This is a genomic window from Collinsella sp. AF04-24 (assembly GCF_003465685.1).
Lineage (GTDB): Bacteria > Actinomycetota > Coriobacteriia > Coriobacteriales > Coriobacteriaceae > Collinsella > Collinsella aerofaciens_AP.
The window spans coordinates 1-26,605 of sequence record NZ_QSBK01000005.1; the positions used below are offsets into that span (position 1 = coordinate 1).

At 61.5% G+C, this 26,605-nt stretch carries 26 protein-coding genes; all 26 read right to left on the minus strand.

Going from position 1 to position 26,605, the window contains the following annotated elements; all coding sequences use genetic code 11:
* Positions 1 to 147: 147 nt before the first annotated feature.
* Positions 148 to 2,394, minus strand: a complete 2,247-nt coding sequence (locus tag DWV32_RS02690) for a polyribonucleotide nucleotidyltransferase (protein WP_117639884.1) — start codon at positions 2,392 to 2,394, stop codon at positions 148 to 150.
* Positions 2,395 to 2,543: 149 nt separating this feature from the next.
* Positions 2,544 to 2,822: a 30S ribosomal protein S15 gene (gene rpsO, locus DWV32_RS02695; protein WP_099431792.1), complete on the minus strand. Its 279-nt coding sequence runs from the start codon at positions 2,820 to 2,822 to the stop codon at positions 2,544 to 2,546.
* A 138-nt stretch (positions 2,823 to 2,960) separates the two neighbouring features.
* Positions 2,961 to 3,710: a DNA repair protein RecO gene (recO, locus tag DWV32_RS02700; RefSeq protein ID WP_117757116.1), complete on the minus strand. Its 750-nt coding sequence runs from the start codon at positions 3,708 to 3,710 to the stop codon at positions 2,961 to 2,963.
* 15 nt (positions 3,711 to 3,725) lie between these two features.
* The gene (gene era / locus DWV32_RS02705; RefSeq protein ID WP_187361808.1) at positions 3,726 to 4,793 is read right to left on the minus strand and encodes a GTPase Era; all 1,068 of its coding nucleotides are present in this window, start codon (positions 4,791 to 4,793) and stop codon (positions 3,726 to 3,728) included.
* A gap of 12 nt (positions 4,794 to 4,805) precedes the next feature.
* Complete coding sequence (locus DWV32_RS02710) at positions 4,806 to 5,183, minus strand: diacylglycerol kinase family protein (protein WP_117635248.1); 378 nt, start codon at positions 5,181 to 5,183, stop codon at positions 4,806 to 4,808.
* A 9-nt stretch (positions 5,184 to 5,192) separates the two neighbouring features.
* On the minus strand, positions 5,193 to 5,702 hold the full coding sequence (ybeY, locus tag DWV32_RS02715) for an rRNA maturation RNase YbeY (protein ID WP_117564282.1): 510 nt from the start codon (positions 5,700 to 5,702) through the stop codon (positions 5,193 to 5,195).
* Positions 5,699 to 6,685, minus strand: coding sequence for a PhoH family protein (locus DWV32_RS02720; protein WP_117757117.1), 987 nt, complete (start codon positions 6,683 to 6,685; stop codon positions 5,699 to 5,701). The genes ybeY and DWV32_RS02720 overlap by 4 nt, the downstream gene beginning before the upstream one ends.
* Positions 6,666 to 7,958, minus strand: coding sequence for a MiaB/RimO family radical SAM methylthiotransferase (locus DWV32_RS02725; RefSeq protein WP_117757118.1), 1,293 nt, complete (start codon positions 7,956 to 7,958; stop codon positions 6,666 to 6,668). Before DWV32_RS02725 ends, DWV32_RS02720 begins: the two co-directional genes overlap by 20 nt.
* A gap of 9 nt (positions 7,959 to 7,967) precedes the next feature.
* Entirely contained in the window at positions 7,968 to 9,116 is a 1,149-nt protein-coding gene (gene dnaJ, locus DWV32_RS02730; protein WP_117757119.1) for a molecular chaperone DnaJ, read from the minus strand.
* An 81-nt stretch (positions 9,117 to 9,197) separates the two neighbouring features.
* Positions 9,198 to 10,301, minus strand: coding sequence for a DnaJ domain-containing protein (locus tag DWV32_RS02735; protein WP_187361809.1), 1,104 nt, complete (start codon positions 10,299 to 10,301; stop codon positions 9,198 to 9,200).
* 58 nt (positions 10,302 to 10,359) lie between these two features.
* Positions 10,360 to 11,592, minus strand: a complete 1,233-nt coding sequence (gene hemW / locus DWV32_RS02740) for a radical SAM family heme chaperone HemW (RefSeq protein ID WP_117757120.1) — start codon at positions 11,590 to 11,592, stop codon at positions 10,360 to 10,362.
* Between the two features lie 2 nt (positions 11,593 to 11,594).
* Positions 11,595 to 12,638, minus strand: coding sequence for a tRNA dihydrouridine synthase DusB (dusB, locus tag DWV32_RS02745; RefSeq protein ID WP_117757121.1), 1,044 nt, complete (start codon positions 12,636 to 12,638; stop codon positions 11,595 to 11,597).
* Between the two features lie 4 nt (positions 12,639 to 12,642).
* Positions 12,643 to 14,454, minus strand: coding sequence for a translation elongation factor 4 (gene lepA, locus DWV32_RS02750; protein ID WP_117757122.1), 1,812 nt, complete (start codon positions 14,452 to 14,454; stop codon positions 12,643 to 12,645).
* A gap of 96 nt (positions 14,455 to 14,550) precedes the next feature.
* On the minus strand, positions 14,551 to 14,817 hold the full coding sequence (gene rpsT / locus DWV32_RS02755; protein WP_022094714.1) for a 30S ribosomal protein S20: 267 nt from the start codon (positions 14,815 to 14,817) through the stop codon (positions 14,551 to 14,553).
* A 133-nt stretch (positions 14,818 to 14,950) separates the two neighbouring features.
* Positions 14,951 to 15,913, minus strand: coding sequence for a DNA polymerase III subunit delta (gene holA, locus DWV32_RS02760; protein ID WP_117757123.1), 963 nt, complete (start codon positions 15,911 to 15,913; stop codon positions 14,951 to 14,953).
* Positions 15,914 to 15,991: 78 nt separating this feature from the next.
* Positions 15,992 to 18,295 carry a DNA internalization-related competence protein ComEC/Rec2 gene (locus DWV32_RS02765; protein ID WP_117757124.1) on the minus strand — a complete coding sequence of 768 codons (2,304 nt, stop codon included), beginning with the start codon at positions 18,293 to 18,295 and terminating at the stop codon, positions 15,992 to 15,994.
* The gene (locus tag DWV32_RS02770; protein ID WP_117757170.1) at positions 18,292 to 19,005 is read right to left on the minus strand and encodes a ComEA family DNA-binding protein; all 714 of its coding nucleotides are present in this window, start codon (positions 19,003 to 19,005) and stop codon (positions 18,292 to 18,294) included. The genes DWV32_RS02765 and DWV32_RS02770 overlap by 4 nt, the downstream gene beginning before the upstream one ends.
* A gap of 213 nt (positions 19,006 to 19,218) precedes the next feature.
* The gene (thiI, locus tag DWV32_RS02775) at positions 19,219 to 20,463 is read right to left on the minus strand and encodes a tRNA uracil 4-sulfurtransferase ThiI (RefSeq protein ID WP_006235944.1); all 1,245 of its coding nucleotides are present in this window, start codon (positions 20,461 to 20,463) and stop codon (positions 19,219 to 19,221) included.
* On the minus strand, positions 20,464 to 20,745 hold the full coding sequence (locus tag DWV32_RS02780) for a DNA-directed RNA polymerase subunit omega (protein ID WP_035138532.1): 282 nt from the start codon (positions 20,743 to 20,745) through the stop codon (positions 20,464 to 20,466).
* A 5-nt stretch (positions 20,746 to 20,750) separates the two neighbouring features.
* Entirely contained in the window at positions 20,751 to 21,320 is a 570-nt protein-coding gene (gene gmk, locus DWV32_RS02785) for a guanylate kinase (RefSeq protein ID WP_099431806.1), read from the minus strand.
* Positions 21,321 to 21,629, minus strand: a complete 309-nt coding sequence (mihF, locus tag DWV32_RS02790; RefSeq protein ID WP_006236130.1) for an integration host factor, actinobacterial type — start codon at positions 21,627 to 21,629, stop codon at positions 21,321 to 21,323. It abuts the gene before it with no gap.
* Positions 21,630 to 21,868: 239 nt separating this feature from the next.
* A complete protein-coding gene (pyrF, locus tag DWV32_RS02795; protein ID WP_117757125.1) occupies positions 21,869 to 22,585 on the minus strand; it encodes an orotidine-5'-phosphate decarboxylase in 717 nt (238 codons plus the stop codon).
* On the minus strand, positions 22,579 to 23,487 hold the full coding sequence (locus DWV32_RS02800) for a dihydroorotate dehydrogenase (RefSeq protein ID WP_187361812.1): 909 nt from the start codon (positions 23,485 to 23,487) through the stop codon (positions 22,579 to 22,581). Before DWV32_RS02800 ends, pyrF begins: the two co-directional genes overlap by 7 nt.
* A 14-nt stretch (positions 23,488 to 23,501) precedes the next feature.
* On the minus strand, positions 23,502 to 24,269 hold the full coding sequence (locus DWV32_RS02805; RefSeq protein ID WP_117564270.1) for a dihydroorotate dehydrogenase electron transfer subunit: 768 nt from the start codon (positions 24,267 to 24,269) through the stop codon (positions 23,502 to 23,504).
* Positions 24,270 to 24,385: 116 nt separating this feature from the next.
* Positions 24,386 to 25,675: a dihydroorotase gene (locus DWV32_RS02810; protein ID WP_117757127.1), complete on the minus strand. Its 1,290-nt coding sequence runs from the start codon at positions 25,673 to 25,675 to the stop codon at positions 24,386 to 24,388.
* Positions 25,659 to 26,603, minus strand: a complete 945-nt coding sequence (locus DWV32_RS02815) for an aspartate carbamoyltransferase catalytic subunit (protein ID WP_055309882.1) — start codon at positions 26,601 to 26,603, stop codon at positions 25,659 to 25,661. The genes DWV32_RS02810 and DWV32_RS02815 overlap by 17 nt, the downstream gene beginning before the upstream one ends.
* Positions 26,604 to 26,605 lie beyond the last annotated feature (2 nt).

A 26,605-nucleotide genomic window follows, 5' to 3' on the forward strand; every position in this document is an offset into this window, starting at 1 on the left:
GTTCCGCACGAGCCGGAGAGCACTTAATGTGCTCTCCGTGCGAGCAGGACTGTAGAGCAGGAAACTTTACCCGCGGCCCCCGCCGGGAATAGCAAAAGGGCGACCCCAATACGGGATCGCCCTTGTTGAGCTGCTTATGTGCGGCTGTTACTCGGCGTCGTGGTGGCGGCGGGGCTTGCGGCCTCCGTTGTCGCCGGGACGGCGCGGACGGTCGCTGCGCTCGGAGCGCTCGCGACGCGGACGCTCACGACGCTGGAAGTGCTCGCCGTCGCCCTCGGAGGCACCCTCGGCGCGAGCCGGGGCCTCAGGCTTGTCAAGACGATCGAGCGAGATCTTGCCACGGTCGTCGACCTCGATGACGACGACCTTGACCTCGTCGCCCACGTTGAGGACGTCCTCGACCTTCTCCACGCGGCCCTTGGCGACGCGGGAGATGTGCAGCAGGCCGTCCTTACCGGGCAGCAGGTTGACGAAGGCGCCGAAGGGCTGGATGGAGACCACGCGACCGGTGTACTCCTCGCCCGGCTCGGGAACCTTGATGATGAGCTTGATACGCTCGACGGCCTGGTCGACGGACTCGCCGGTGCCGCCGACAAAGACGGTGCCGTCCTCCTGGATGTCGACCGAGGCGCCGGTCTCGTCCTGGATACCGCGGATGACCTTACCGCCGGAACCGATGACGTCGCGGATCTTGTCGGTCGGAACCTGGATGGAAACGATGCGCGGAGCAGTGCTGCGCGTGGTGTGGCGCGGCTCGGGGATCACATCGAGCATCTTCTGCAGGATGAAGGCGCGACCCTCCTTGGCCTGCTGCAGAGCGCGAGCCAGGATGTCGAAGGTGAGGCCGGTGGCCTTGTTGTCCATCTGCAGGGCGGTGATGCCCTCGGTGGTGCCGGTGACCTTAAAGTCCATGTCGCCAAGGAAGTCCTCGAGACCCTGGATGTCGGACAGGACCACGGTCTTGCCCTCCTCCTGGATCAGGCCCATGGCGATACCGGAGACCGGGCGCTTAATGGGCACGCCGCCGTCCATAAGGGCGAGCGTGGAGCCGCAGGTCGAGGCCATCGAAGAGGAGCCGTTGGACTCCATGACCTCGGAGACCACGCGGATGGCGTAGGGGAACTCGTTCTCGTCGGGGAGCACCGGAAGCAAAGCGCGCTCGGCCAGGTTGCCGTGGCCGATCTCGCGGCGCTTGGGGCTGCCCATGCGGCCGGTCTCGCCGGTGCAGAACGGCGGGAAGTTGTAGTGGTGCATGTAGCGCTTGCCCTCGGTGGGCTCGATGGTATCCAGACGCTGGCCCTCGTTGAGCATACCGAGCGACAGGACGGAAAGCACCTGGGTCTGGCCACGCTGGAACAGACCGGAGCCGTGAACGAGCGGCAGGTAGTTATCCTTCACCATGATGGGGCGAATCTCATCGGCGGCACGGCCGTCGACGCGCTCGCCGGTCTCGACGACCATGGTACGCATAGCCTTCTTCTCGAGCTTCTTGAGCGCCACGGGGATCTCGCGCTCCCAAGCGGCCTGCTCCTCCTCGGTGAACTCGGCACGGATGGACTCCTTCAGAGCCTCGACCTTACCGATACGGGAGAGCTTGTCGGCGTCGCGAAGGGCGGCGGCCATCTCGTCGTAGTGGGCGAAGATGCGCTCCTGGACCTCCTCGACGGGCTGGTCGAGCGGGTACTCCTTCTTGACGATGGCGCCATTGACCTGCTCCCACTCGGCAACGAACTCGTCCTGGGCCTGGCAGAAGGCGGCAAGGGCTTCCTGGCCAAACTTCATGGCGGCGAGCATGTCGTCCTCGGAGATCTCCTCGGCGCCGGCCTCGACCATCGAGATGAAGTCGGCAGAGCCGCCCAGCTCCAGGTCCAGATCGGAGTTCTCGCGCTCCTCATAGGTGGGGTTAACGATAAACTCGCCGGTCTCCACGTTGCGGCCGATGCGCACGCAGGCAAGCGGGCCCTCGAAGGGCACGCCGCCGAGCGTCATGGCCAGGGAAGCACCCATGACGTTGATGACGTCAAAGGGGTTGACCTGGTCGGCGACGAGCGAGGTAGCGACGATGTGCACCTCGTTGCGGAAGCCGTCCGGGAAGCTCGGGCGAATCGGACGGTCGATCATGCGCGCGGTGAGCGTGGCCTTCTCGCTGGGACGGCCCTCACGCTTGAGGTAGCCACCCGGGATGCGGCCGGCTGCGTACATCTTCTCGTTGAAGTCGACGGTCAGCGGGAAAAAGTCGTAGTTCTTGCGCTCCTTGGAGACAACCACGGTGTCGAGCATCGTGGTGTCGCCCTGCTTGACCAGGCAGGCGCCGGTGGCCTGCTTGGCAAGCTCGCCCGACTCAAAGGTGTAGGTCTTGCCGTACAGCTCAAAGGTCTTGGATACGAGTGTCATTGTTCTCCTTTACCCCGCAGGCCCCTTGCCTGCAGGCTCCTCATGTGACGCGGGCCCCCTGCCCCCGCCACGCTTCAGAGCGTGATTGTTCACGCCCTTACACAAAAAGAGCGCCCCGCTGCGCAGGACGCTCCTTGCATGTACAAATCCTACTGGATGTTGTCGCGGATGCCCAGAGCCTTGATGAGCTCACGATACTCGACGATGTCGTTCTTCTTGATGTAGGAGAGAAGACGACGACGACGGCCGACGAGCATGAGCAGGCCACGACGGGTGTGGAAGTCCTTCTGGTGGGACTTCATGTGCTCGGTCAGCTCCTTGATGCGCTCGGTCAGGATGGCGACCTGAACCTTGGGGTTGCCGGTATCGACCGGGGTGTTACCGAACTGGGCAGTCAGCTCCGCCTTGCGCTCTTTGGAAACAGTCATTGTTTCACCTTTCGTTTTGCGTCGCCCACGGGCGACTCGATTCGCCTCGGACTGGGAAGCCGCCGGTGGAGCGAGCAACCAAGGTCGAGGTACCAACAGGTCGGTATGTTACCACAAGCAGACCGCCCATGCGCATCATCACCGACCCAACATGAATTCCATCGCACGGAGGCGCTGGTCGGTATGCGTCGCCGCCCACACATGCGAAAGCCCGAGCAAAAAAGCTGCTGTATGGGGGTCGATCCTCTCGGTCATAAGCACATCGAAGGTCATGGACATGAGGGCGCGCAGCCACGCGACCTCACCGGTCGACACCAGCACAGCACCCGGAACGCTCGACGCGCACGACCCGCACATGAGACCGCCCGCCTGGGGCGAAAAATACGACAGCATGGGGTCTCCGCACAGCACGCAGGCCGAAAAATCGGGTCGATAGCCAACGTGCGACAGCAGCTTAAAGACATATGCCGCCACAAGTAGATCCATATGCGCCGCGTCGAGCCCGCTGCCCACCAGGGCAAGCGCTCGCTGCGTTATGGCAAAGGTAAACGGGTCCTCGGCGTCCTCGAACGAGCACACGCGCGCGACCTCGGCGATCGCGCTTGCGGCGCATGTCATCTCGTAATCGGGAGCAGCGCCGAGCGGCGCCTCCATAAGCTCGGCCTGGGAAACCACGTCGAGCGACCGTCCATGCGCAAGCAGCAGATCAACGGTACAGAACATCTCGCAGCGCGCAGCCAGGCGTCCGCCGGGTTTGCGGGCGCCCTTTGCCACGGCACGAACCTGCCGACCCCGCTCGTCAAGCATCGTCAGGATCAGGTCCGTCTCTTTGAGCTTCGTCTTATCGAGCACGAGCACTTTCGTGCGATATGTACGAGAACCTGCCATTCGCGCCGCGTGTCCCTAATCCTCGGCGTTATAGCCAAAGCGGCGAATCTGGGCCTCGTCGTCACGCCAGCCGGCCTTGACCTTCACGTCCAGCTCCAAAAAGACCTGGGTGCCAAAGATGCGCTCAAGGTCGCGACGGGCGTCAATGCCGATATGTTTGATCATCTCGCCGCCCTTGCCGATGATGATGCCCTTTTGGCCCTCGCGCTCGACGTAAATGGTGGCGTGCACGCGCAGCACCTTCTTGGTCTGCTCAAGCGCATCGCAAATCACGCCCACGGAGTGCGGGATCTCATCACGGGTGCGGCGCAAGACCTTCTCGCGCACAAACTCGGCAACGAGCGTCTCATCGGAAGCGTCGGTACCCATGTCCTCGGGGAACCAACGCGGACCCTCGGGCAAAAAGTGCGCAACGGTCTCGATGAAGGCATCGACGTTAAAGTTCTTGACCGACGACGTCACGATCTCGTCGTCATATTCCATAAGCTCGTGGGCGGCCTTAAGCTGCTCCATGACCTGTGCGGGGTCGGCTTCATCGGCCTTGGTGAGCACCAGGACCTTCTTGGAACGGGCATTCTTGACACGCTCGGCAACCCAGGCGTCTCCCCTGCCGATCGGTTTAGTGGCATCAATCAAAAACGCGACAACATCGACATCGTTCAGCTCGAACAGCGCGCTCTTGTTGAGCTCGGACCCTAGACCGTCCTTGGGCTTGTGGATACCCGGGGTATCGACAAAGACCAGCTGGTAGCCGGGGCGGTTGACGACGGCGCGCATGCGACGGCGGGTCGTCTGGGCCACCGGCGAGGTGATGGCGACCTTTTTGCCATAGCAGGCGTTGAGCAGCGTTGACTTACCGGCGTTGGGGCGGCCGACCAAGGCCACGAAGCCACTGCGGAAACCGGGCTCAACGTCGCCAAAGCCCGCGAGGCTGTCGTCCTCGTCGCACAGGGCGTCGAGTTCCTCGTCGCTCATGCCCTCAAACGGGTCGAACTCCTCGACTTCCTCATAGGCCTCGGTCGCCTTAGCATCCGGGGACTCGTCGTCCAAAATTTCATCGATAGGCTGCATATTGTCGGACATGGGAATCCCTTTCTAAATAAAGCCGAGCGCGTGGGCAAATACCAGCAAGCCCACAATCGCGGCGGTGATTGAAAGTACGTATACCGAGGCGGCGGCGATGTCCTTGGCGCGTTTTGCCAGCGGATGGAGCTCCTGGGTCGCCAGATCGACAATGGCCTCCATGGCGGTATTGCACAGCTCGCCGTGAATCACCAGGCCGCAGCAGATGATAATCGTGGCCCACTCGGCAATGTCGAGCCCCACGATGCAGCCGGCAATGATGGTGCACACGCCCGCTACGAGCATAACCTTAATGTTGCGCTCGGTCTTGACGGCGGTGACGAAGCCCTCCATGGCGTAGGAGAACGACTTTAAAAAGGACGGATGGTCCTTGTTCGATCCGGGAATCATAAACGGCTCCTAGTCGTGGGCATGATTGGTGATGGGGCCGACGTGAACGAGTTTGGGGTCCTCGCCGCGCTCGAGCGCCAGATCGCGCAGGATAGCGTCCTCGCGGGCCTCCATGACCTCGGCCTCGTCGTCCTCGATATGGTCATACCCCAGCAGGTGCAGCATGCCGTGTACGAGCATCAGGCGGCACTCGTCGGCAGGGCTATTGCCAAAGCCGGGGGCCTGACGGGCAATGACCTGCGGGGCCAAGATGATATCGCCGAGCTCGAGCGTCTCGTCGGCGGGAATATCCTCGTCAAAGGCCGAGTCGCATTCAAACGAGAGCACATCGGTGGTGCGGTCGATGCCACGCCACTCGTGGTTGAGCTCGTGCATCTCGTCCTCGTCGACATACGAAAGGGAAATCTCGACTTCACGTTCAACGCCCTCGGCGGCAAGCACAACCTCGCAGATGTGCTCCACCTCCTGCGCGTCGAGCAGCGTATCGAGCTCGGCATCGTTGCTGATCAATACACTCAACGGGACTCCTTTCGGTCGCGCGAGCGCTGCTCACGCATGTCATCATAAGCATCATATGCCTCGACGATACGACCCACCAGGGCATGACGCACCACGTCAGCACGCTCGAGGTGAGAAAACGCCACATCGTCGACACGGCCCAAAATCTTCTCGACATCCGCCAAGCCACCACGACGACCCACCAGGTCGCGCTGGCTGAGGTCGCCGGTAATCACGAACTTGGAGTTGAATCCAAGGCGTGTCAGGAACATCTTCATCTGCTCGGGCGTGGTATTTTGCGCCTCGTCGAGCACCACGAAAGCATCGCTCAGCGTACGACCGCGCATATAGGCAAGCGGGGCAATCTCGATCACGCCGCGCTCCATAAGCTCATCGGTGCGCTCACGATCCATCATGTCAAAAAGGGCATCGTAGAGCGGGCGCATGTACGGATCGATCTTTTCCTCGAGGGTGCCGGGCAAAAAGCCCAGGTTCTCCCCCGCCTCGACAACCGGACGCGTCAAGATCAGACGGCCCACCTCGTGGCGCTTGAGCGCGGCAACGGCGAGAGCCATGGCCAGATAAGTCTTACCGGTACCGGCTGGACCCAGGCCAAACGTGATGGTATGCGAGCGGATGGCATCCACATAGCGCTTTTGCCCGAGCGTCTTGGGGCGAATGACGCGGCCGCGATACGAAAGCAGCACGTCATCGCGAAGCGACGTAGCTTCGTGCTCACCGTCGCGCAAGACGGCCAGGCAGCGAGAGACATCGTCAGCAGACAGCGTGCGCCCGGCGGCCGCCTCGCGAAAAGCGTGTTCGAAAAAACGCGCCACGAGCTCGACCTCGTCCGGGTCGCCGCTCACGGAGATCCTATCGCCACGGGCGACCACGTGAGCGCGAACCAAGCTCTCGAGCGCACGAAGGACGCCGTCGCCGGCGCCCAAAACACGCGAGGGATCAACTCCCTCGGGAACGGTAAGTCTAATCTTCGAGGCTTCCATGGACCTCCCTGCGCGCATGGACCAAGCCGGAATCATCGACTCCGATGATAGCAACATCGAGCAGGCACGGGGCTGTAAGTCCACAGGTATCGTCAAGACGGGCATGATGGAACGAACCGAGCGTCAGGTTGTCACCATACTCGAGCACGGCACGCTCGACGGTGCCCACGCGACGACGAGCATCGGCAATAGCGAGCTCCTGCGCCGCGTCTCGCATACGGCGGCTGCGCTCGGCCATAACCTCGGGCGGCACCTGGTCGGGCATGTCGGCAGCAAGGGTACCGGGACGCTTACTGTAGCGGAACACGTGCATACGCGAGAACCCCACGCGGCGGCACAGCGCCAGCGACTCCTCGAACTCCTCGTCCGTCTCACCAGGAAAACCGACGATGACATCGCACGAAAGAGACGCCTGGGGCAAGTTGGCGCGAATCATACGCACCGTGTCCTCAAAGGCCTCCGCACTATAGGGACGACCCATGCGATGCAGGGTCGCCGTACAGCCGGACTGCACGGGCAGGTGCAAAAACGGGGCGATACGCTGCGGATAGCGCGCCATAACCTTAAGCAGGCGCTCAGAGATATCCATGGGCTCGACCGAGGAAATGCGCACATGCGCAATAGTCGTGCGCTCCATGATGGCCTCGAGCAGCTCATCGATTTCGACATGCTCGTCGGTCGCGCTCTTGCCATCGTAGGCACCCAGGTTCACACCGGTCAGCACCACCTCGGGCACGCCGGCCTCCTGGGCCTCGCGAACTTGTTCAAGCACGGACTCGACGGGCACGGAGCGCTCGGGGCCGCGCGCCTTCCACACAATGCAATAGGTGCAGCGATGGTTGCAGCCGTCCTGGATCTTCACGCCCAGGCGAGAGCGACCGAGCGCATCGACCACCTCGCCATCGCTGCAGGCGGGAACGCTATCGGACTCAACGCCCAGCACCTCGCAGACACGTTCGGCGACATCGATCTTGGACGGCTCGGCGATCACACGATCCGAAAGCTCCAACAGCTCCTCGGGATGCAAATTGACCACGCAACCGGTCACGAGCACATAAGGCTCGTTTGGATGGGCCAGCGCATGACGGACGGCCTTACGTGTCTTGGCCTCGGCCTCGCCCGTAACGGCACAGGTGTTAATGACGATCAGATCGGCATCCTGGGGCTCCACCATAGCAAAGCCCAGGCGCATAAGATCGGCAGTGATACGGTCAGACTCAACCCGGTTGACACGGCAGCCGAGGTTGACGACGGAAATATGGGGTGCGAGCACGCGGGCTCCTTAATCGAGGATATCGTCGAGGGCACTCTTGATACGGTCGGTCACCGACTTCTTACCGGAAGCGACGTCATCGCCCATCTCATCGGCAAAAGCACGGAGCAGCTCGCGCTGCTTATTGGAAAGATTGGTGGGAACGACCACACGCAGTTGCACGATCAGGCGGCCACGCGAACCGCCACCGCCAATGCGCGGCATGCCGTAATTATTGACGCTCACGGTGTCGCCGTACTGGGCGCCGGCGGGAACCGTCACCTTAACGACCTCGTCGGGCATAATGCCCTCGACCTCGATCTCGCAGCCGAGCGCAGCCTGCGCAATCGAGATATCGCTCACCAGGTACAGGTCGTCACCGTTGCGCTTAAAGCGCTCATGGTCGGCAACGCGCACGTTGACAATCAGGTCGCCCGAAGGCTCGCCGCGAAGGCCGGCCTCGCCAAAGCCGCTCACACGCAGCTGGCGACCGGTCGAAACGCCGGCGGGAATATCGATGTCGATCTTTTCGTGCGAAGGCGTGCGGCCCTGACCATCGCAGGTCTCGCAGGGATGATCGATGACCGTGCCTTCGCCGTGGCAGTCAGGACAGGGCGAAGAGGACTGAACCTGACCCAGGAACGAACGCTGGACCGTCGTCACATAGCCTGTGCCGTGACAGCGGCTGCACTGCTTTACGGTCGCGCCCTCGGCCTTGCCGGTACCATTGCAGTCATCGCAAGGGGCAAGACGGTCGTAGCTGATCGTCTTTTTGCAGCCGAGCGCCGCCTCCTCGAGCGTCACCGAAAGGGAGATGGCCATATCGCGACCGCGACGGCGCTCGCGACGGCTGCGAGCGCCACCACCGGCGCCACCGCCAAAGAACGACGAGAACAGGTCGTCCATGCCCATGCCGCCAAAGATATCGTTGATGTCGACATAGCCAGAGCCACCGGGGCCGTCCGCGGTGCCGTAACGGTCGTAGTTAGCACGCTTCTGCTCGTCGGAAAGAACGGAATAGGCCTCGTTGAGCTCTTTGAACTTGGCCTCGGCCTCGGGGTCGTCCGAAACATCTGGGTGTACCGTACGGGCTTTCTTTAGAAACGCGCGCTTAATCGTCCGCGCGTCGGCATCCTTGTCAACGCCAAGTACCTCGTAGTAATCCCTATTTTCCGACACGACCGAATCCTTCCAACTTTCATTATTGTCACAGTGCGTCCTATACCCAAGCTGGGCCGGGCGCAAACAGAGGGTTTGATGTTATTGAATTCCGTACGGCGAAAGCACGGCCCGCTGCGAGCAGCTCGCGAACCAAACCGACACGAGCGCGAACATAAAACCGTTGGCAAATCCATTGGCAAACTGCATCGCACCGCGCTTCCACCACAGCAGACTGCGATGAAGCACGCCGTCCGACAGCACCATGAACAAGCCCATGGCAAACGGAATGAAGCACATCATGGCAAAGGCGGAGAACACGCCCGAGATGGCCGACAGTACCAAAAACGGCGCGATGATACCCATGAGGTAGAAGCCGGTGCGAGCCTTACCCTCCAGGCGCTCGGCCTCAACGTGCGCGCGACCGACCAGGTCACCGCCCGAAGCGCCGTTCGTGCCGGCGTGACCCATGTTGGGGATGCGCACCTCGTCGCCATCATGCGTGCCGGCGGGAAACTCAATCGTCTGCTCGGAGGTCACGCGGATACGGCCGCTGCCGCCGCAATCGGGACACGGGTCGGCAACGACCTTGCCGGAACCGCCACACTCAGGACAAACCGTCTGGAACGTGCCCGCACCAAACAGGAAGGACAGGTCGACATCGATATGGCCGCGACCACCGCAGCTCGGACAGGTGTGGGCATGCTCTGACGAAACGGAGCCCGATCCGCCACAATGCCCGCAGGTGTCAAAGCGGGTGTATCGAACGGTCTTGTGGGCACCGCTCTTGGCCTCCTTGGCGTCGAGCTTGATATCGACGACCACGTTGGCGCCACTCTCGGGGTTGTAGGCCGCCTGGCCGCGACGGGGCTGGCCCCAGGCGCCACCAAAGGGAAAGCCGCCCTCAAAGGGATTGCCATAGCCCGTGCTGCCGGCGTAGCCGCCACCATAGGGCGAAGCCGTAGGAGCACCGGCAAAGGGATTGCCAGAACGCATGGCGTCGTAGCGCGCACGTTTTTGCTCATCCGAAAGCACGGCGTAGGCCTCGGAAACCTCTTTAAACTTTTCCTCGGCATCCGGCTCTTTATTGACGTCCGGATGGAGCTTACGGGCCTTTTGCTGGAAGGCCTTTTGAATATCACGCGAGGTGGCGTCCTTGGAGACACCCAGAATCTCGTAGTAATCTTTTTCGTTCATCGTCGCCATGCGCGGCAACCTCCTGCTCACAGCAGCGTATATATTCCGGTAATTCTACCCGAGTGGCCTAAGCTAGATCCCAAAACAGCTCGAACAGAACATTTCCATCGAGCCAGCCCAGATGGGTCGGCGCCAGACGGGCACAGGTGCGGCCAGCGATGACATCGACAGAGGCGATAGGCCCCGCATGGGTATCACCGTGCTCGGGCACCCAAGTGGCAAGCCCAAGCTCAAGAGCGCGATCACAAGCCGCTGCCAGTTCATCGGCAGGGATGACACGAGACGCGCGAACCAACAGGTCGGAATCAACACCGCGCGTCATGCGACAAGCGAGCATCAGGTCCTCGGCCGCCGCCTCGCGCCGCGACAGATACTCGGCATCAAACATCGTCGCGGCATCGTCGCGTTGTACCAAACGCACGCGGTGAAAGTCACCACGGGGAGCCACGCCGGGAAACAGTCCAGCCAAGCGGTCGAAATCCTCGTCGTCGAGCATGCCCGCGGCAGAACGACCCAGGCCCAGGTAGCCCCGACCAGTCCAGTAGGCGATATTATGGGCACATTCATGCCCATCGAGCGCGTAGCTCGCCACCTCATACGGATGGTAGCCGGCCGAACTCAGCCGCTGGCGCGCAACGTCCATGCATGCGGCCTGGAAATCCTCATCGGGCTCAAGCGACTCGTCACGGCACACCATGCGGTACAGCGGCGTGCCCTCCTCGAGCGTGAGCGGATAGACCGACACATGGTGCGGGGCCGCCTCAAGCACGCCATCGAGCGTATGCTGCCAGCTCGCCATAGTCTGTCCGGGAAGCCCGCACATAAGGTCGCACGACACATCGAGCCCAACATCCTTCACCGTCGCGATAGCCGCAAGTGCCCGATTAGCATCGTGAATGCGGCCAATAGCAGCCAGCTCGGTATTGTCGAGGGTTTGCACGCCCAGAGAGATGCGCGTGACACCCGCCTCGGCAAGCGCGGTGGCGAGCTCAGCGGTCAGGGACTCAGGATTGGTTTCGCAAGTAAATTCAACGGGTTTGCACCACATGGAGATACGCCGGGCAAGTTCCACCAGGCGCTCCCCTGCCAGCGATGGCGTGCCGCCGCCAGTATAGACCGTGCGGACCTGCGCAAGCGCCCCGGCGTCGCTAAAGGAATCGAGGCGCGCATACAACTGCTCAAAATAGGAATCAAGCGCGGCATCCAAATCACACGCAGCAAAGCTGCGCGAGTCAAAGTCGCAGTACCGGCACTTTTGAGCGCAAAACGGCACGTGCACGTACAGCGCGGTAACGGCCACCGTTAGGCCTCCAGCGGATGAGCAGGCACCGACTCGCCGGCGGCAAGCGCGGCCTCGCAGGCCACCACGTCGCGCTCGATATCATCGACCAGCGCCATAAACTCCTCGTACGTAGAGCAACGCACCACCTGAGCGCGCCAGGCGGCGGCATGGGGCATGCCCTTTAAGTACCAGCTTGCGTACGTGCGAGCACGCGACATGAGCGGCAGAAGCTCGTGCGTCAACGTCAGGTGCTCGCGCAGAGCCTCCAGGCGCTCGACCGAGGAGCGAGAAGGAACCGGCGTGCCATCGAGTGCAAGGGCTCGGGCATCGCCGAACACCCACGGATTGCCGTAGATGCCGCGCGCGATAAACACCGCGCTGGCACCCGAGCCGTGCAGATGCTCAGCAGCGTCCTCGGCCGAGAACACATCGCCCGAACCAATCACGGGAATCTCGACAGCGTCGGCAACCTCATCGACGACCGACCAATCGGCCTGGCCCGTGTAGAGCTGCGTGGCGCAACGACCATGCACGGCGACTGCGGCAGCCCCTGCACTCTCAAGCATCTGGGCAAATGTCGCGGCATTGCGGTCCTCGGCATAAAAGCCCTTGCGAATCTTGACGGTCACGGGCACGTGCGCCGCGCCAACCGTGGCCTCGACGATCTTCTCCGCCAGGTCGGGCGTGCGCATGAGCGCCGAACCCTCGCCCTTGGTGACAACCTTGCGGGCGGGGCATGCCATATTGATATCGATGAGCGACAGGCGATCGCCAACGCGCTCCTCGACGGCGACGACGGCGCTCGCAAACTGCTCGGGCTTGGAGCCAAAGAGCTGCACGCAAATCTGCTGCTCCTCGTCGGCCGGTAGCACCAGGCGCCAGGTCTTGTTGCTGGCATAGGCAAGACCCGCCACGCTCACCATCTCGCTGTAGGCAAGGTTGGCACCGCGGCGGCGACACATGATGCGATAGGCGGGGTCGGTCACGCCCGCCATGGGAGCCATAAGGAACGGCTGCTCGGCATAGGCACCCAGCAGCCGCTTGCTGTATTCAGAAAGCGCCATGGACCTACTCGTCCACCTTGAGGATCGCCATAAACGCCTCCTGCGGGACCTCGACCGATCCGATGGCCTTCATACGCTTCTTGCCCTCTTTCTGCTTCTCGAGCAGCTTGCGCTTACGCGAGATATCGCCGCCGTAGCACTTAGCAAGAACGTCCTTGCGACGCGCCTTGACGGTGGAACGGGCGATGATCTTGTTGCCGATAGCACCCTGGATGGGCACCTCGAACAGCTGACGCGGGATGATCTCCTTGAGCTTGTCGCACAGGCCACGGGCCAGGCCATATGCCTTGTCCTTATGGACGATAAACGAAAGCGCGTCCACCTCGTCGCCCGAAAGCAAAATATCGAGCTTCACGAGCTCGGAGGGACGGTACTCGTTGAACTCGTAGTCGAGCGAGGCATAGCCCTTGGTGCGGCTCTTGAGCTGATCGAAGAAGTCCAAGATGAGCTCGGCGAGCGGCATATCGAAGCGCATCTCGACCGATTTGCTCGTCAGGTGGATCATGTCGGTTGTGACGCCGCGGTGCTCGATGGCGAGCTGCATGACGGCACCCGTGTACTCAGGCGGACAGATGATCTTTGCCTTGAGGTAGGGTTCCTCGATACGTTCGATGCGCGTGGCCTCGGGAAGGTCCTGCGGACTGCGGACATCGATCATTTCGCCGTCGGTCTTGTAGACGTGATAGTCGACCGAGGGACTCGTGGCAATGAGGTCCAGGTTGAACTCGCGCTCCAGGCGTTCCTTGACGACTTCCATGTGCAGCAGGCCCAGGAAGCCCACGCGGAAGCCGAAACCGAGCGCCACCGACGTCTCGGGCTCCCACACCAACGACGGATCGTTGACGTGCAGCTTATCGAGCGCGTCGCGCAGGTTCTCGTAGTCCTTGTTGTCGATCGGGAACAGGCCCGTGTAGACCATGGGCTTGGCCTCGCGGTAGCCCGGCAGAGGCTCGGGACAGGGGTTGGAAGCCCACGTAAGGGTATCGCCCACGCGCACAGCCTCGGGGTCCTTCAGACCCGTGACCACATAGCCAACCTCGCCGACCGTCAGCGCGTCGACCGGGGTCTCGGCAGGACGCTTGACGCCCACGCCGTCGACCAAAAAGTCGCCCTTGACCTGCATCATAAGCAGGGTATCGCCCTTTTTGATAGAGCCGTCAAAGACGCGCACCGTGGCGACGACACCACGATACTCGTCGAAGTACGAATCCAGGATGAGTGCCTTGAGCGGCGCGTTCGCATCGCCCTTGGGCGGAGAGATCAAAAAGACAATGGACTCCAGCAGATCGTGGATGCCCTCGCCGGTCTTGCCCGAGACGCACACGGCATCATCGGCAGGGATCGCCAGGTCATCCTCGATCTCGGTCTTAACCTCGTCGGGATGCGCCGAGGGAAGGTCGATCTTGTTGATGGCCGGAACAATGTCCAAGTTGGCGTTCATGGCGAGCGTCGCGTTGGAGACGGTCTGCGCCTCGACACCCTGGGTGGCATCGACGACGAGCACCGCGCCCTCGCAGGCGGCCAGAGAACGCGAGACCTCGTAGGTAAAGTCAACGTGGCCCGGCGTATCGATCAGATTGAACTGATACGTCTCACCATCGTCGGCGTCATAGGAAACGCGGACGGCATTGGACTTGATCGTAATGCCGCGCTCGCGCTCGATATCCATGGTGTCGAGCAGCTGCGACTCCATGTCGCGTTCGTCGACGGTATGGGTGAGCTCGAGGATGCGGTCACTGATCGTGGACTTGCCATGGTCGATGTGCGCAACGATCGAGAAGTTGCGGATGTGGGAAATGTCAATTGAAGTATTCATGCGGACTATCTTACCCGAGCGGTACAAAAAATGGAGCCTGTTCCATAAAACAGGCTCCATTTATGCGCGTAATCTGTGTGGTGTGAAATTTACAACTTAGGCGTTGATGCTGTTCACGAGCTTGGCAAGACCGGACTTGCGGTTGGAAGCCTGGTTCTTGTGGATAACATGCTTGGCGGCAGCCATGTCGAGACGCTTGGTGACGGTCTTGAGGGCAGCCTGGGCCTTCTCGGCGTCGCCCTCGGCGACGGCGGACTGGACGTGCTTGGTCAGCGTCTTGAGCTCGGACTTGACAGCCTTGTTACGCATGCGAGCTGCCTCATTGGTGCGGATACGCTTCTTCTGAGACTTGATGTTTGCCACTTCTGGAGTTCCTTTCGAGTTCCTTGCAAAAAATGTATGACACCTCTGAGACACGGTGAGGTCATGCAAGCGCCTACTATAGCACGCTCCCTCTCAAAGGGATAGAACGAATTTGTCAAATAGGCAGGTATCATCACGATTTTCTCAAGATGTTCGTAATCCAGAGCAAAAGCGCCGTCTGAGAATCGGCCGAACCCTTGAGCGCGAGCTCCACATCAACGGCACCCTCGAGCGCTGCGACGAGCTCGGTCATCGAAAAACGACGCGCCCAGGTAAGGTGATTCTTGACCTGCCAGGACTGGAGCTTGAGCGTTACGGCCAGCTCGCGACCCTGCCCACGCGCGTCGAGCGCCTTGGCGACGATCAGCTCGCGAATGCGACCGCACAGCAATGTGTAAGTCCACACGTAGCTCTTGGAGGGCAGGAGCTTAAAGAGCTCGAGCGAACGCCGCATATCGCGAGCCGAGACGGCGTTGAGGAAGTCCCAGGGTTGGATCTCGGCCGTACGTACAATCCAGCGCTCAACGTCGGCAAGCTCAATCTGGGGCGCCTCGACCATCTGGGCAAGCTTAGCCAAGTCGTTATCGAGCATGCGCGTGTTTTCGCCCGAACGCGAGACGAGTTCCTCGGCGGCCGCCATCGAGATCGACTTGCCGTGCTGCGTCGCCATCTGCTGCACGCGGCGCGGTAGCTCCCAGCGCTTGGTGCCGGAGCAATCGATCACGGCCTTCTTGTCGATCTTGGCGATCGCCTTATACAGGCGCGTGTTCTTGGCAAGCGAGTCGGCGATGATGAGGCAGACCGTTGTGGGGCTGGGACTCGCCAGATACTCGACGAGCGGCTCCGAAACCGCTTTGGCGAGCTTTGAGCAGCCATCAAGGATTACCAATCGAAACTCGCTGCCCATGGGAAAGGTGTTAAGCGATCCGATAATAGACTCGATATCGGGGTCCTTGGTCATGTCGCGCTCGTCGAGGTTGAACTCGACCATACCCGATTTTTCCAGACGCGCTTTCATACGCGAGACGGCGTGGTCGCGCTTAACTCCGTCGGTACCGACGATCAGATATGCCGGCAGCAAACCGGTTTCGGACATTGCGCTCCCCTCCCGCAGGCCTTCGTATTCGTTCCGTGCCATTCTAGCCCAGGGACCCACCACACGCCAACGACGTCGTCACGGTCGCTGGCATCGCATCGCAAAGCCATTCGCAGTCGGTGTGACGGTAATGTCGCCGTGTTCGATGGTACACGCGAACACACCACCCGCTTCCTTAACGGCATCGATGCAGGCATCGGACGGATGGCCGTATCGATTCCCCTCACCGGCGCTTGCGAGAGAAAGCTCGGGCTTCAGGACGTCCAGCACCTCGCCATCGACTGAAACCTTGGAGCCGTGATGCCCAAGTTTAAGGACATCGATATCCCCCACCTCCTGCACGAATTCCCGCTCTTGGTCGAGCTCGGCATCACCGGTGAGAAGTATTCGCAGGCCCTTGCCTTCCTGAACATAAGAGAGCAGCAGGACAAGCGAGTCCTCATTTCCCTCGCCATCCACGAACTCGAATGGCCACATCACGCGAGCGCAAAATGAGCCGATGTCGACCGTATCCCCACGGCGCACCTGCCGATACTCCACGCCAGGTCGGTTCAATACCTCGGCAGGAGCATCCTCCAGCGCATCCGCCGCCACGGCAATCGTTCCGACCGAAAACTGTTCGAGCACGGCAGGCAGACCACCCCAGTGGTCCTCATCCCAATGCGTCACAAAGACGGCGTCGATATGGTGCACGTTATTGCGAACCAACGCCGCCACCACGCGCTCGTCGAGTCCGCAGTCGACGAGTGCAACTGCGCTGCCCTGGCGGATAAGAATCGCATCGGCCTGGCCCACATCGAGCACCGTCACCGAAGGCGGAGCGAATCGATCCCAGTAGACGTACGGAATCGCAGCCAAAAGCACCAGGCATACAAGCCCCACCGCCATAGGACGTGCACGGGGACGCGGCCACCAGACCAGCAGAACCACCAGAAAACACGGCACTAAGTAAATCCACATGCTATCGGGCGGCACATTCACGGATGCACCCGGCACGGCGGCAAACAGCTGCTCGAAGAACAGCGCGCAACGGGCGGCAATCATGGGCACAACGAGCGCCCAAGTCCGCAACGGTGCCACGAACGAAAAGGGAACCAGCACGATCGACACAGCGAGCAGTACGCTCACCACCGGACCGATGACCGCATTTGCCAGCGGAGCAATGAGCGAGAACGTACCGAAGGCAGGAATGGTAATGGGAAGTGTCGCCAGTTGTGAGCACAGCGTGACGGAAAGCACGCTGACAACGCCTGATGGCACACCTAGCTCACCCAAAGCGTAGGTCGCATAGGGACAAAAGCACAGAATGGCTAAGACGCTGGCACACGAGAGTTGAAAGCCCATCTCGAACAGCACCGTCGGCCGCAGTAGCACAAAGATGGACATGGTTACGAAGAGTGCCGATGCGCCGTGCCGACGACGCCCCGCGCCGTTTACGACAAGCGTCACGAACACCATGCAGCACGCACGCACGGCCGAGGGAGACGCGCCCGTAAAGGCAGCATAGCCCACAAGCGTTATCGCCAATATGGCCCGCTGAAGCCCACGTGAGCACCGAGTCTTTTGCAATACACCCTCGATTACAAACCCCACGATAGCCAAATGGCTGCCCGAGACGGCGATAAGATGTGCCGTTCCCGTCACCGAAAACCAGTCGCCCGCCGGCTGGGCGCGCAGCTCGGCCGAACGACCGCAGACGACACCGGCTATGAGCGCACGCGCCGGGTCGGTCGCAGGCGCGATGGACGCAAGCAGCCCATTTCTCAGCCGAAGCAGCGGCACCGGAGAGCCCTCATCGACCGACACGACTCGAACGGCTTTAACCTTGCGCACCTCGCCTCGGAGCACGCGCGATCGTCCATATGCATCGTTCTCAATACGTGAAACGCGACCGATAACACGCACGTGCGCCCCGACCTTGAGCTCACGATCACACGATAGGCGAACCGTTGCCAAGTTCTTACCGTCCGCGCGTGCCTCGCAGGTATAGGAATACACGTCGTCGTTTATGGATGGATCACCCTGCACGACAAACTCGAGGCCGCTTGCCGCTCGACCGTCGAGCGCCTTCGAGGCGCTGAGCGCACCCACAGCCCACCACGCCGAGACGACCGCTCCCGCCACGAGACCGACGGACGCGGCATACAGCCACCGCTTCAAAGGGGCAAGCCGCGCACAAGAGTGAGCCAGCACAACGAAAACCGCTGCCGCAACGGGAATGGCCCATAGCGGCCCGACCGTCGTCGCCTGCTCCCTCAGCAGCGCATCAGCGGCTATGCTGAGCACCAAGGCGCAGCTCACGCACATGCCGGCACACAGGGCCATCGTCCACGGCATCAGGGGCCGCGGAGGCATCACGTGCTCGCGCTCGGTCGCACTCATACGCAGATGGAATCTTTGATTTTGGCAAGCTTCTTCTCGCCGATTCCCGACACACGCATCAGATCGTCAACCGAAGAAAAAGCACCGTTCTTTGTCCGCTCATCGATAATCGACTGGGCCATGGAGGGGCCGATGCCCGAAAGCGTCTGCAGCTCTTCTGCGCTTGCCGTATTGATGTTTACTAGGCCTGTTGCGCCACCCGCGCCCGATGATGCGGAAACCCCACCATCAACACCGGCCTCCGCAATGGACGCCTGCTGCTCCCCTACCGTTGGAACATGGATTTTTTGTCCATCAGTGACCTTAGATGCCCGATTGAGCCCCGTAACGTCTGCCTCGGGCGCCAGCCCGCCGGCGGCATCAATCGCCTGAGCCACCCGCGCGCCGTCCCTGAGACGATATACGCCGGGCGACACAACGGCGCCATCAACATCGACATAGACCTCTGCCGCAGCAGACGCCTTAGGCGAAGAGCCTTCGGATGTCTTTCCGCTCGAAGCATCGCCGGATCCCGGCTCCACCAACGAGCCCGAACCATCAGTCCGCTCAAAAGACACGCCGCTAGCACCGCCGCCAAGGTTCGCCATCGCCAAGCCGCTCGCCATCGCAATGACAACCAGTATCGCCATCACCACTGCCTTATGACCGAGCAGCTTGTCCGCCAAGCGGTCCATCCGTTTGACCCGTTCGTGTTGTTCGCGCTGCGCCATAGCAAAACCTCCCAACAACATCGTGCCAGGAAAAGAGCCCTGCAACAGCCACGCTCCAAAACCGGTTTTAGCGGTCAAACCAAAAGCTGACCAAAACCTTGCACAAATCTGTCCATATATTCAAGCACGCGTCAGCAAATGAACACTTAGCCGCAAAATGCCCAGATAGCAAAAGACCGACGATGCAGACGCATCGTCGGTCTATGCACAAAATTACTCGTGATCTTGGTAAATCTCACGCGGAGCAAGCTCCGAATGTTTGCGCTTTAAGGTCTTAGGGGCCTTATACGTGTTGCTCTCGAAGTCGATGTACTCGGTCTGCTTGAGCAGGCGCTCGATCATCTCCTCGTGATCGAACAACTCCCAGGCCTCATGCACAGCATCGAGTTTAGCGTGCGTCTCGGGACGGCGCGGCATAAATAGCGTGCAGCAGTCGGGAGCGGCCTCAGTCGAGATATCGAACGTACCGATCTCCTCAGCGCGCGCGATGATCTCCTGCTTGTCCGAACCGATGAGAGGGCGGAACACGGGGATCTTCACGGCCTCGTTAACAGCCATGATGTTCTCAAGCGTTTGAGAGGCAACCTGCCCAAGCGATTCGCCCGTAACGATGGCCTTGGCGCCCTCGATGTGCGCGATGCGCTCGGCAACCGAATACATAATGCGACGATACATGATCACGCGCAGGTTGCTGGGACAGGTGACCGAAATCTCACGCTGGCAGTCGCCAAACGGCACCACGTACAGGCGGCCGATCTGGACACCCGGCTCAAGCGCACGGATGATGTCCTGCACCAGGTATTCACTCGTGTCGGGCGTCTGCGGACGACCGGAGAAATGCACCGGCACGCACACCGCGCCGCGACGCGCGAGCATCCAGGTCGCCACCGGAGAATCGATACCCGACGACAGAAGCGTCACGACCTTGCCGGCAGAACCCACCGGAAGGCCGCCAACGCCGCGCTCGGAGCGCGCGTACACGTAGACACTACCCTGAACCACCAGAACGTGCACCATCGCGTCGGGGTCGTGCATCTGGACCTTTTTATCGGGAAACGCCTCACACAGCACCTCGCCAACCTGTCGATTGATATCGATCGAGGTAAGCTCATAGTCGGTATTGGAGCGCTTGGCATGCACCTTAAACGAATCGAAGGAACCAAACTCGCGCAGCGCCTTCACGGCGGCGGCGCAGTACTCCTGCGGGTCGCGGTTGGTGTGATAGGCCAGGGAGACACGGGCAACGCCGGGGACGGTGCGGATGACACGCGCCGCCTCGTCGGCCTGATGCTCGTTAAAGGTCACGAGGATATAACCGGAAATTCGAGACACGGCGTTCACGGAAAAGGCGGCCAAGGCCGCCTTGATGTTATCCATGAGGATATGCTCAAAATGTGCGCGGTTCTTGCCCTTCAGCCCAACCTCGTGATAGTGGACTAGGCAGACGCGAGCCGCCATTTAGGCTTCAGCAACCTTGTGGCCGAGCGCCTTCTCGTAACGGGCCTCGTCGTAAGAGATGTCGCCGTCGACAATCTCGTCCATAGCCATCGAGATGGTATCGGCACCGGAAAGCCCGATGGTGATGTCATCGACATCCTGGACGGCAAGCACGCGGTTGTGCTGGCCACGCAGCATGCTATTGATGTCGCAGGCGCGCTTGGAGGCAAGCGAAGCGAGCAGGAAGCGGTTGTGATCGGTCTTCTCCAGAAGATCGTCAATGCAAGGCTTTACAACGGACACGGACCTCAGATCCTTTCATGCATATCGAGAACGCGAACGAGCTCATCGGTCGCGCGGTCGAGATCGTCATTCACCACGACGTCGTCGTAGCGGTCGGCAAGGGCAAGCTCATCGGCGGCGTTTGCCATACGCAGCTCAATCGTCTCGGGCGTCTCGGTACCGCGACCGACTAGACGCTCGCGGAGCACCTCAAGCGAAGGCGGCTTGATAAAGATCAGCACGGCCTCGGGGAAACGCTCCTTCACCTGCAGGGCGCCCTGGACATCGATCTCCAAAATCAGAGACGAGCCCGAGGCGAGCTTGGATGTGACCTCGCTCACCAACGTGCCGTAGCAGTTACCGTGGACCTCGGCCCACTCAACAAACTCACCGTTTGCCACGCGGCGGTCGAACTCCTCGCGCGTCAGAAAAAAGTAGTTGACGCCGTCGACCTCACCTTTGCGTGGTGCTCGCGTGGTAGCCGAAACCGTCAGACCCAGGTTCGAGCGGCGCTCGCGCACACGAGTGACGAGCGTACCCTTGCCTGCGCCTGACGGTCCAGAAATCACAAAGAGCTTGGAATCCTGAGCGCTCACTTATTTGGTCAGCTGCTCGAGGAGCTGCTCGCGCTGACGGACACCGAGGCCCTGGACGCGACGAGTAGCGGAGATACCGAGCTCCTCCATGATCTTGGCGGCCTTGGCCTTGCCATAACCGGGGAGAGACTCGATGAGGGTGGAAACCTTCATGCGGGAAGCGATGGGGTCATCGGAGTTGAGCACGGACTCGAGGGACTTCTCGCCCTTCTTGATCTGCTCGCGAAGCTCAGCGCGGGCGTGACGTGCGGCAGCAGCCTTCTCAAGAGCCTGCTTGCGCTGCTCGTCGGTAAGCTGAGGGAGTGCCATTCGTACCTCCAAATAGTTGGGTTATATCTGATTCAATAATTGGCATTTTAGCACGTAGAACGCACAAAAAGCCTAATCGCGGCTCCATAGGTTAGACGATACCCGCAAAAAGTGCAATATACTGCGCCCAAAGTTAAGCCCCTGACCTGCGATTCCACACAAAGGATGGGAAAGTTTACGCAGGCACAGGGGCTATTTTGTGCTAATGAGACCCAAAAGTGGTGACTTAGGGGAATCTTTTACGCGACGTTTTCGACCAGCTCGGCGACGATGGCGTCAAAGGCGGCAACCGGATCGTCGGCACCGGTGATGGGACGGCCCACCACAATGTGGCTTGCGCCACGCTCGATAGCCTGGGAAGGCGTCGCCACGCGGGACTGGTCACCAAGGGCGGCACCCACCGGACGCACACCCGGAGTCACGATCAGGGCATCAGGACCCAGCAGCTCACGCATGTCGTGAGCCTCCATCGGTGAGCACACGATGCCATCGATGCCGTTGGCCTGAGCAAGCTTTGCCAAGCGGGCGGCCTCCTCGGCCACGGGCGACTCGACGCCGATCTCGCTCAAGGCATCCTGATTCATGCTCGTGAGCACGGTGATGGCGACGAGCTTGGCGCGGTCCTCGCGCGCCTCCTCGGCACCCTCGCGGCAGGCAGCGAGCATGGCGCCCGAACCCAAGCCGTGAACCGAAAGCAGATCAGCACCGGCAAGCGAGGCCGAGCGGGCGGCACCGCGCACCTGATGCGGAATGTCATGGAACTTAAGGTCGAGGAAGACCTTAAAGCCAAGGTCCTTAAAGGTCTTGACGATCTGGGGACCCTCAGCGTAATAGAGCGTCATGCCGACCTTGAGCCAGGTGGCATGGCCCGAAAGCTCGTGGGCGAGCTCGAGCGCGCGCTCACGGTCGCAGTCGAGGGCGACGATAACACGGTCGCGGGCATCATTCTCTAGCATTCGAAAGCACCCACCAGCTCGTTGATGTCCTTTACGCCCTGGGACTCGGCCCAGGCCTCGAGCTCATGCGCGATCTTAAGCGAAGCACACGGATCGACGAAGTTGGCCATGCCGACCGACACGCAGGTGGCGCCGGCCAGGATAAACTCAGCCGCATCCTCGCCAGTCATGACACCGCCGACACCGTTGATGGGGATATCGACGGCCTGGGCAACCTCCCAGACCATGCGCACGGCGATGTGGTGGCACAGCGGGCCCGAAAGGCCGCCCTTGGGCTTGGCCACGCGGGACTTGCGGGTATGGACGTCGATGGCCATGCCCTGGATGGAGTTGATGACCGAAAGGCCGTCGGCGCCGGCAGCCTCGAGGGCCTTGGCGATCTCAGCGACGTTGACCGGCGCCATCTTCACGAACAGCGGCTTATCAGTCACCTTGCGGCAGGCGGCCATGACGGAAGAGGCGCCCTCGGGCGTGGAGCCCATGGCGGCACCGCCGGCGGCGATGTTGGGGCAGCTCACGTTGATCTCGTAGCCGGCAGCCCAGGGGCATAGCTCGACATACATCTCGAGTGCGCGGACAAACTCGTCAACGGAGTGACCGGCAACCTGACAGATGACCTGGCAGCCGTCCTTGGACAGCTGTTCGAGCCACGGACCGGACTCGCGGGCAAAGGCGGCCACGCCGGGGTTCTGAAGACCCACGGAGTTGATCATACCGCCGGGAATTTCGGCCATGCGGGGCGCGGGATTGCCGGGCCAGGGCTCGGCAGCGCAACCCTTGGTAGTGATGGCGCCCAGCTGGGAAACATCAAAGAAGTTCTGGAACTGCCAACCGTAGCCAAAGGTACCGGCTGCGGTGTTAATGGGGTTCTTCATCTTGACGCCGCCGAAATCGACGGCCATGTTCACGGTACCCACTAGAAGACCACCACCTTGGAAGCATCGAACACGGGGCCGCACATACAAGCACCCTTCATACCGTCAACCGTCTCGACATTGCAGGTGTTGCAGGCGCCAAAGCCACAGCTCATCATGCGCTCGAGCGACACCTCGCAGTACACACCGGCCTCGGCGGCAGCGGCGGCGACCTTCTTCATCATGACGGCGGGGCCGCAGCTGGCGACGTAGTCGTAGCCGCCCTCTCCAAGCAGCTCGGCTGCCGGATCGGTGCAAAAACCGTGCGTGCCGAGCGAACCGTCGTCGGTGCACACGTTAACCGTGGCGCCCAGCGCACGGAACTCATCGACACCCACGACTTTGGAAGCGGTGCCAAAGCCCAGGCACACGTCCACATCAACACCCTGCTCGGCAAGCATGCCGGCAAGACACAGCACAGGCGGAACGCCGATGCCACCGGCGACGAGCAGTGCCTTCCTGGTGCCCTCGGGTACCATCCAGCCACGGCCACCGGGGCCCAACAGGTTAGAGGTGGAGCCAGGGCCCATCTGGGACAAACGGCGGGTATCGTCGCCCACGACGGCGTACCACAGCTCGACGGTGCCGGCCTCGGCGTCGGCGCGGTAGAAACTCAAGGGCACACGAAGCAGAGAAGACGCATCGCCGGGGACGGCGATGTTCACAAACTGACCGGGCTTGAGCGCACTTGCAAGCTTGGGGGCCGAGATGACGAGCGAGAAGATGCCGTCGGCGATCTCCCGGTTCGAGACGACCTCGAAGTCGTGCATGCGTGCAGTGGAAGGTGTGGGCATAGACGCTCCAATCCCCCATGCGGTTGCATGGTTCAGGCGAACAGAAAGCGCGGCACCGCAAGGGCGCCGCGCACAAAAGCGATAAGGCTATGCTAGCAGATGCAGCCGTCGGCGAGCGTCTGCTTGCCACCGACAAATACATCGGTGGCACGACCGGTGAGCGTGCGGCCGGCAAAACCGGAGTTCTCGGCGCGCGACTCGTAACCGTCCTCGCCAACCGTCCAGGTTGCGGAGGGGTCGAACACGGTCAGGTCGGCGACAGAGCCCGCCTTGACCTGAACCTGATCGAGGCCCAGAATCTCACGCGGCTTGATGGCCATGAGCTCGACCATGCGGCTCACGCTCATCTTGCCCGTGTTGACCAGCTCAGTGAGCACGAGCGACAGCGAAGTCTCGAGGCCAATCATTCCAAAGGGCGCGAGCTCGAACTCGCGGGCCTTCTCCCACGGGGTGTGGGGAGCGTGGTCGGTAACGATAGCGTCGACGGTACCGTCGATGACACCCTGACGGATGGCCTCGGCATCCTCGTCGGTGCGCAGCGGCGGATTGACCTTGAGCGAGGTGTTGTAGGTCTCGTCCAGGTCGTTCTCGGTCAGGAACATGTGGTGCGGGGTGGCCTCGCAGGTCACCTGGACACCGGCAGCCTTACCGGCACGCACGAGCTCCAGGCCATGAGCGGTGGAGATGTGCTGGATGTGCAGCTTGGCACCGGTCAGCTTGGCAATCTCGATGTCGCGGGCAATCTGAAGCTCCTCGCCGGCGGCCGGCCAACCCTCGAGGGCCAGACGGGTCGAGACCTTGCCCTCGTTGATCTGGCCGTGGCCGACCAGATCCTCGTCCTGGCAGTGGCTCATAAAGACCTTGCCGAACATCTTGCCGTAGTCCATGCAGCGACGGAGCATGCCCGCACCCTGCACGCCGCGACCGTCATCGGTGAAGGCGACGGCGCCGTGGGCGACCATATCGCCCATCTCGGACATAGCCTCGCCCTTAAGGCCGCGAGTCATAGCACCAGAAGGATAGACGCGGCAGTGGCCGACCTCGGCAGCGCGGGACTTGACGAACTCAACGACGGTTCCGTTATCGGTAACGGGGTCGGTGTTTGGCATGGCGCACACGCCGGTGAAGCCGCCCTTGGCAGCAGCGCGGGTGCCGCTCTCGATGTCCTCTTTGACCTCGAAGCCAGGCTCGCGAAGGTGAACGTGCATATCCACCAGGCCGGGGACGAGGTACTTGCCGGAAAGGTCGCGGACCTCGGCTCCCTCGACGGCGAGATTCTCGCCGACCTCGGCGATCTTATCGCCGTCAATCAGGACGTCAACGACACCGTCAAGCTCGACGGACGGGTCGACGACGTGGGCATTCTTAAGAAGCAAGGCCATTATCGGCACCTCCAAGCAGCAGATACAGGATAGCCATACGCACGCAGATACCGGCGTAGACCTGCTCCAGGATGACGGAGCGTTGCGGGTGGTCGGCCATATAGGAGTCGAACTCGACGCCGCGGTTGATGGGGCCCGGGTGGCAGATGATCGCGTCGGGCTTCATGAGCTTCTCGCGGTCCTTGGTCAGGCCGAAGAGCTTGTGGTACTCGCGAATGGTCGGGAACGGGGCACCCTCGAGGCGCTCCTGCTGCACGCGCAGCATGTAGACGACGTCCAGCTCGGGCAGGACGGAATCGAGGTCGCTCGTCACGTGGTCGCAGCCCAGGACCTCGGGCGACGGCGGCAGCAGCGTGCCGGGGGCGACGGCATAGGTCTCGCAGCCCATAATCTTAAGGGCGGGGATCAGCGAGCCGCAGACGCGGGAGTGCGCGATATCGCCTACGACGGCGACCTTCAGACCGTGGAAGTCACCCTTGTGCTCCCAGATGGTGTACAGGTCGAGCAGGGCCTGCGTGGGGTGGTTGTGCTTGCCGTCGCCGGCGCAGATGACGCTCGCGGGCGAGTTCTGCGTGACGATGTAGGGAGCACCGGCGTGCTTATCGCGAACGACGATGCAATCAATCTTGTAGGCGTTGAGGGTCTCGACGGTGTCGACGAGGCTCTCGCCCTTGACCGTGGAGGTCGAGGAGCCGCCAAAGTTGAGGCTGTCGGCCGAAAGACGCTTCTCGGCGAGTTCGAAGGAGCTGCGGGTGCGCGTCGAGGGCTCGTTGAACATGTTGACGATGGTCTTGCCCTTGAGCGTGGGGACCTTCTTGATCGCACGCTCGTTGACCTCAGAGAACGCCTTGGCGGTCTCGAGGATGAGCTTGATGTCCTCTTCGGAGTACTCGGTAATGTCGATCAGGTGCTTATGGTTGAACGCCACGG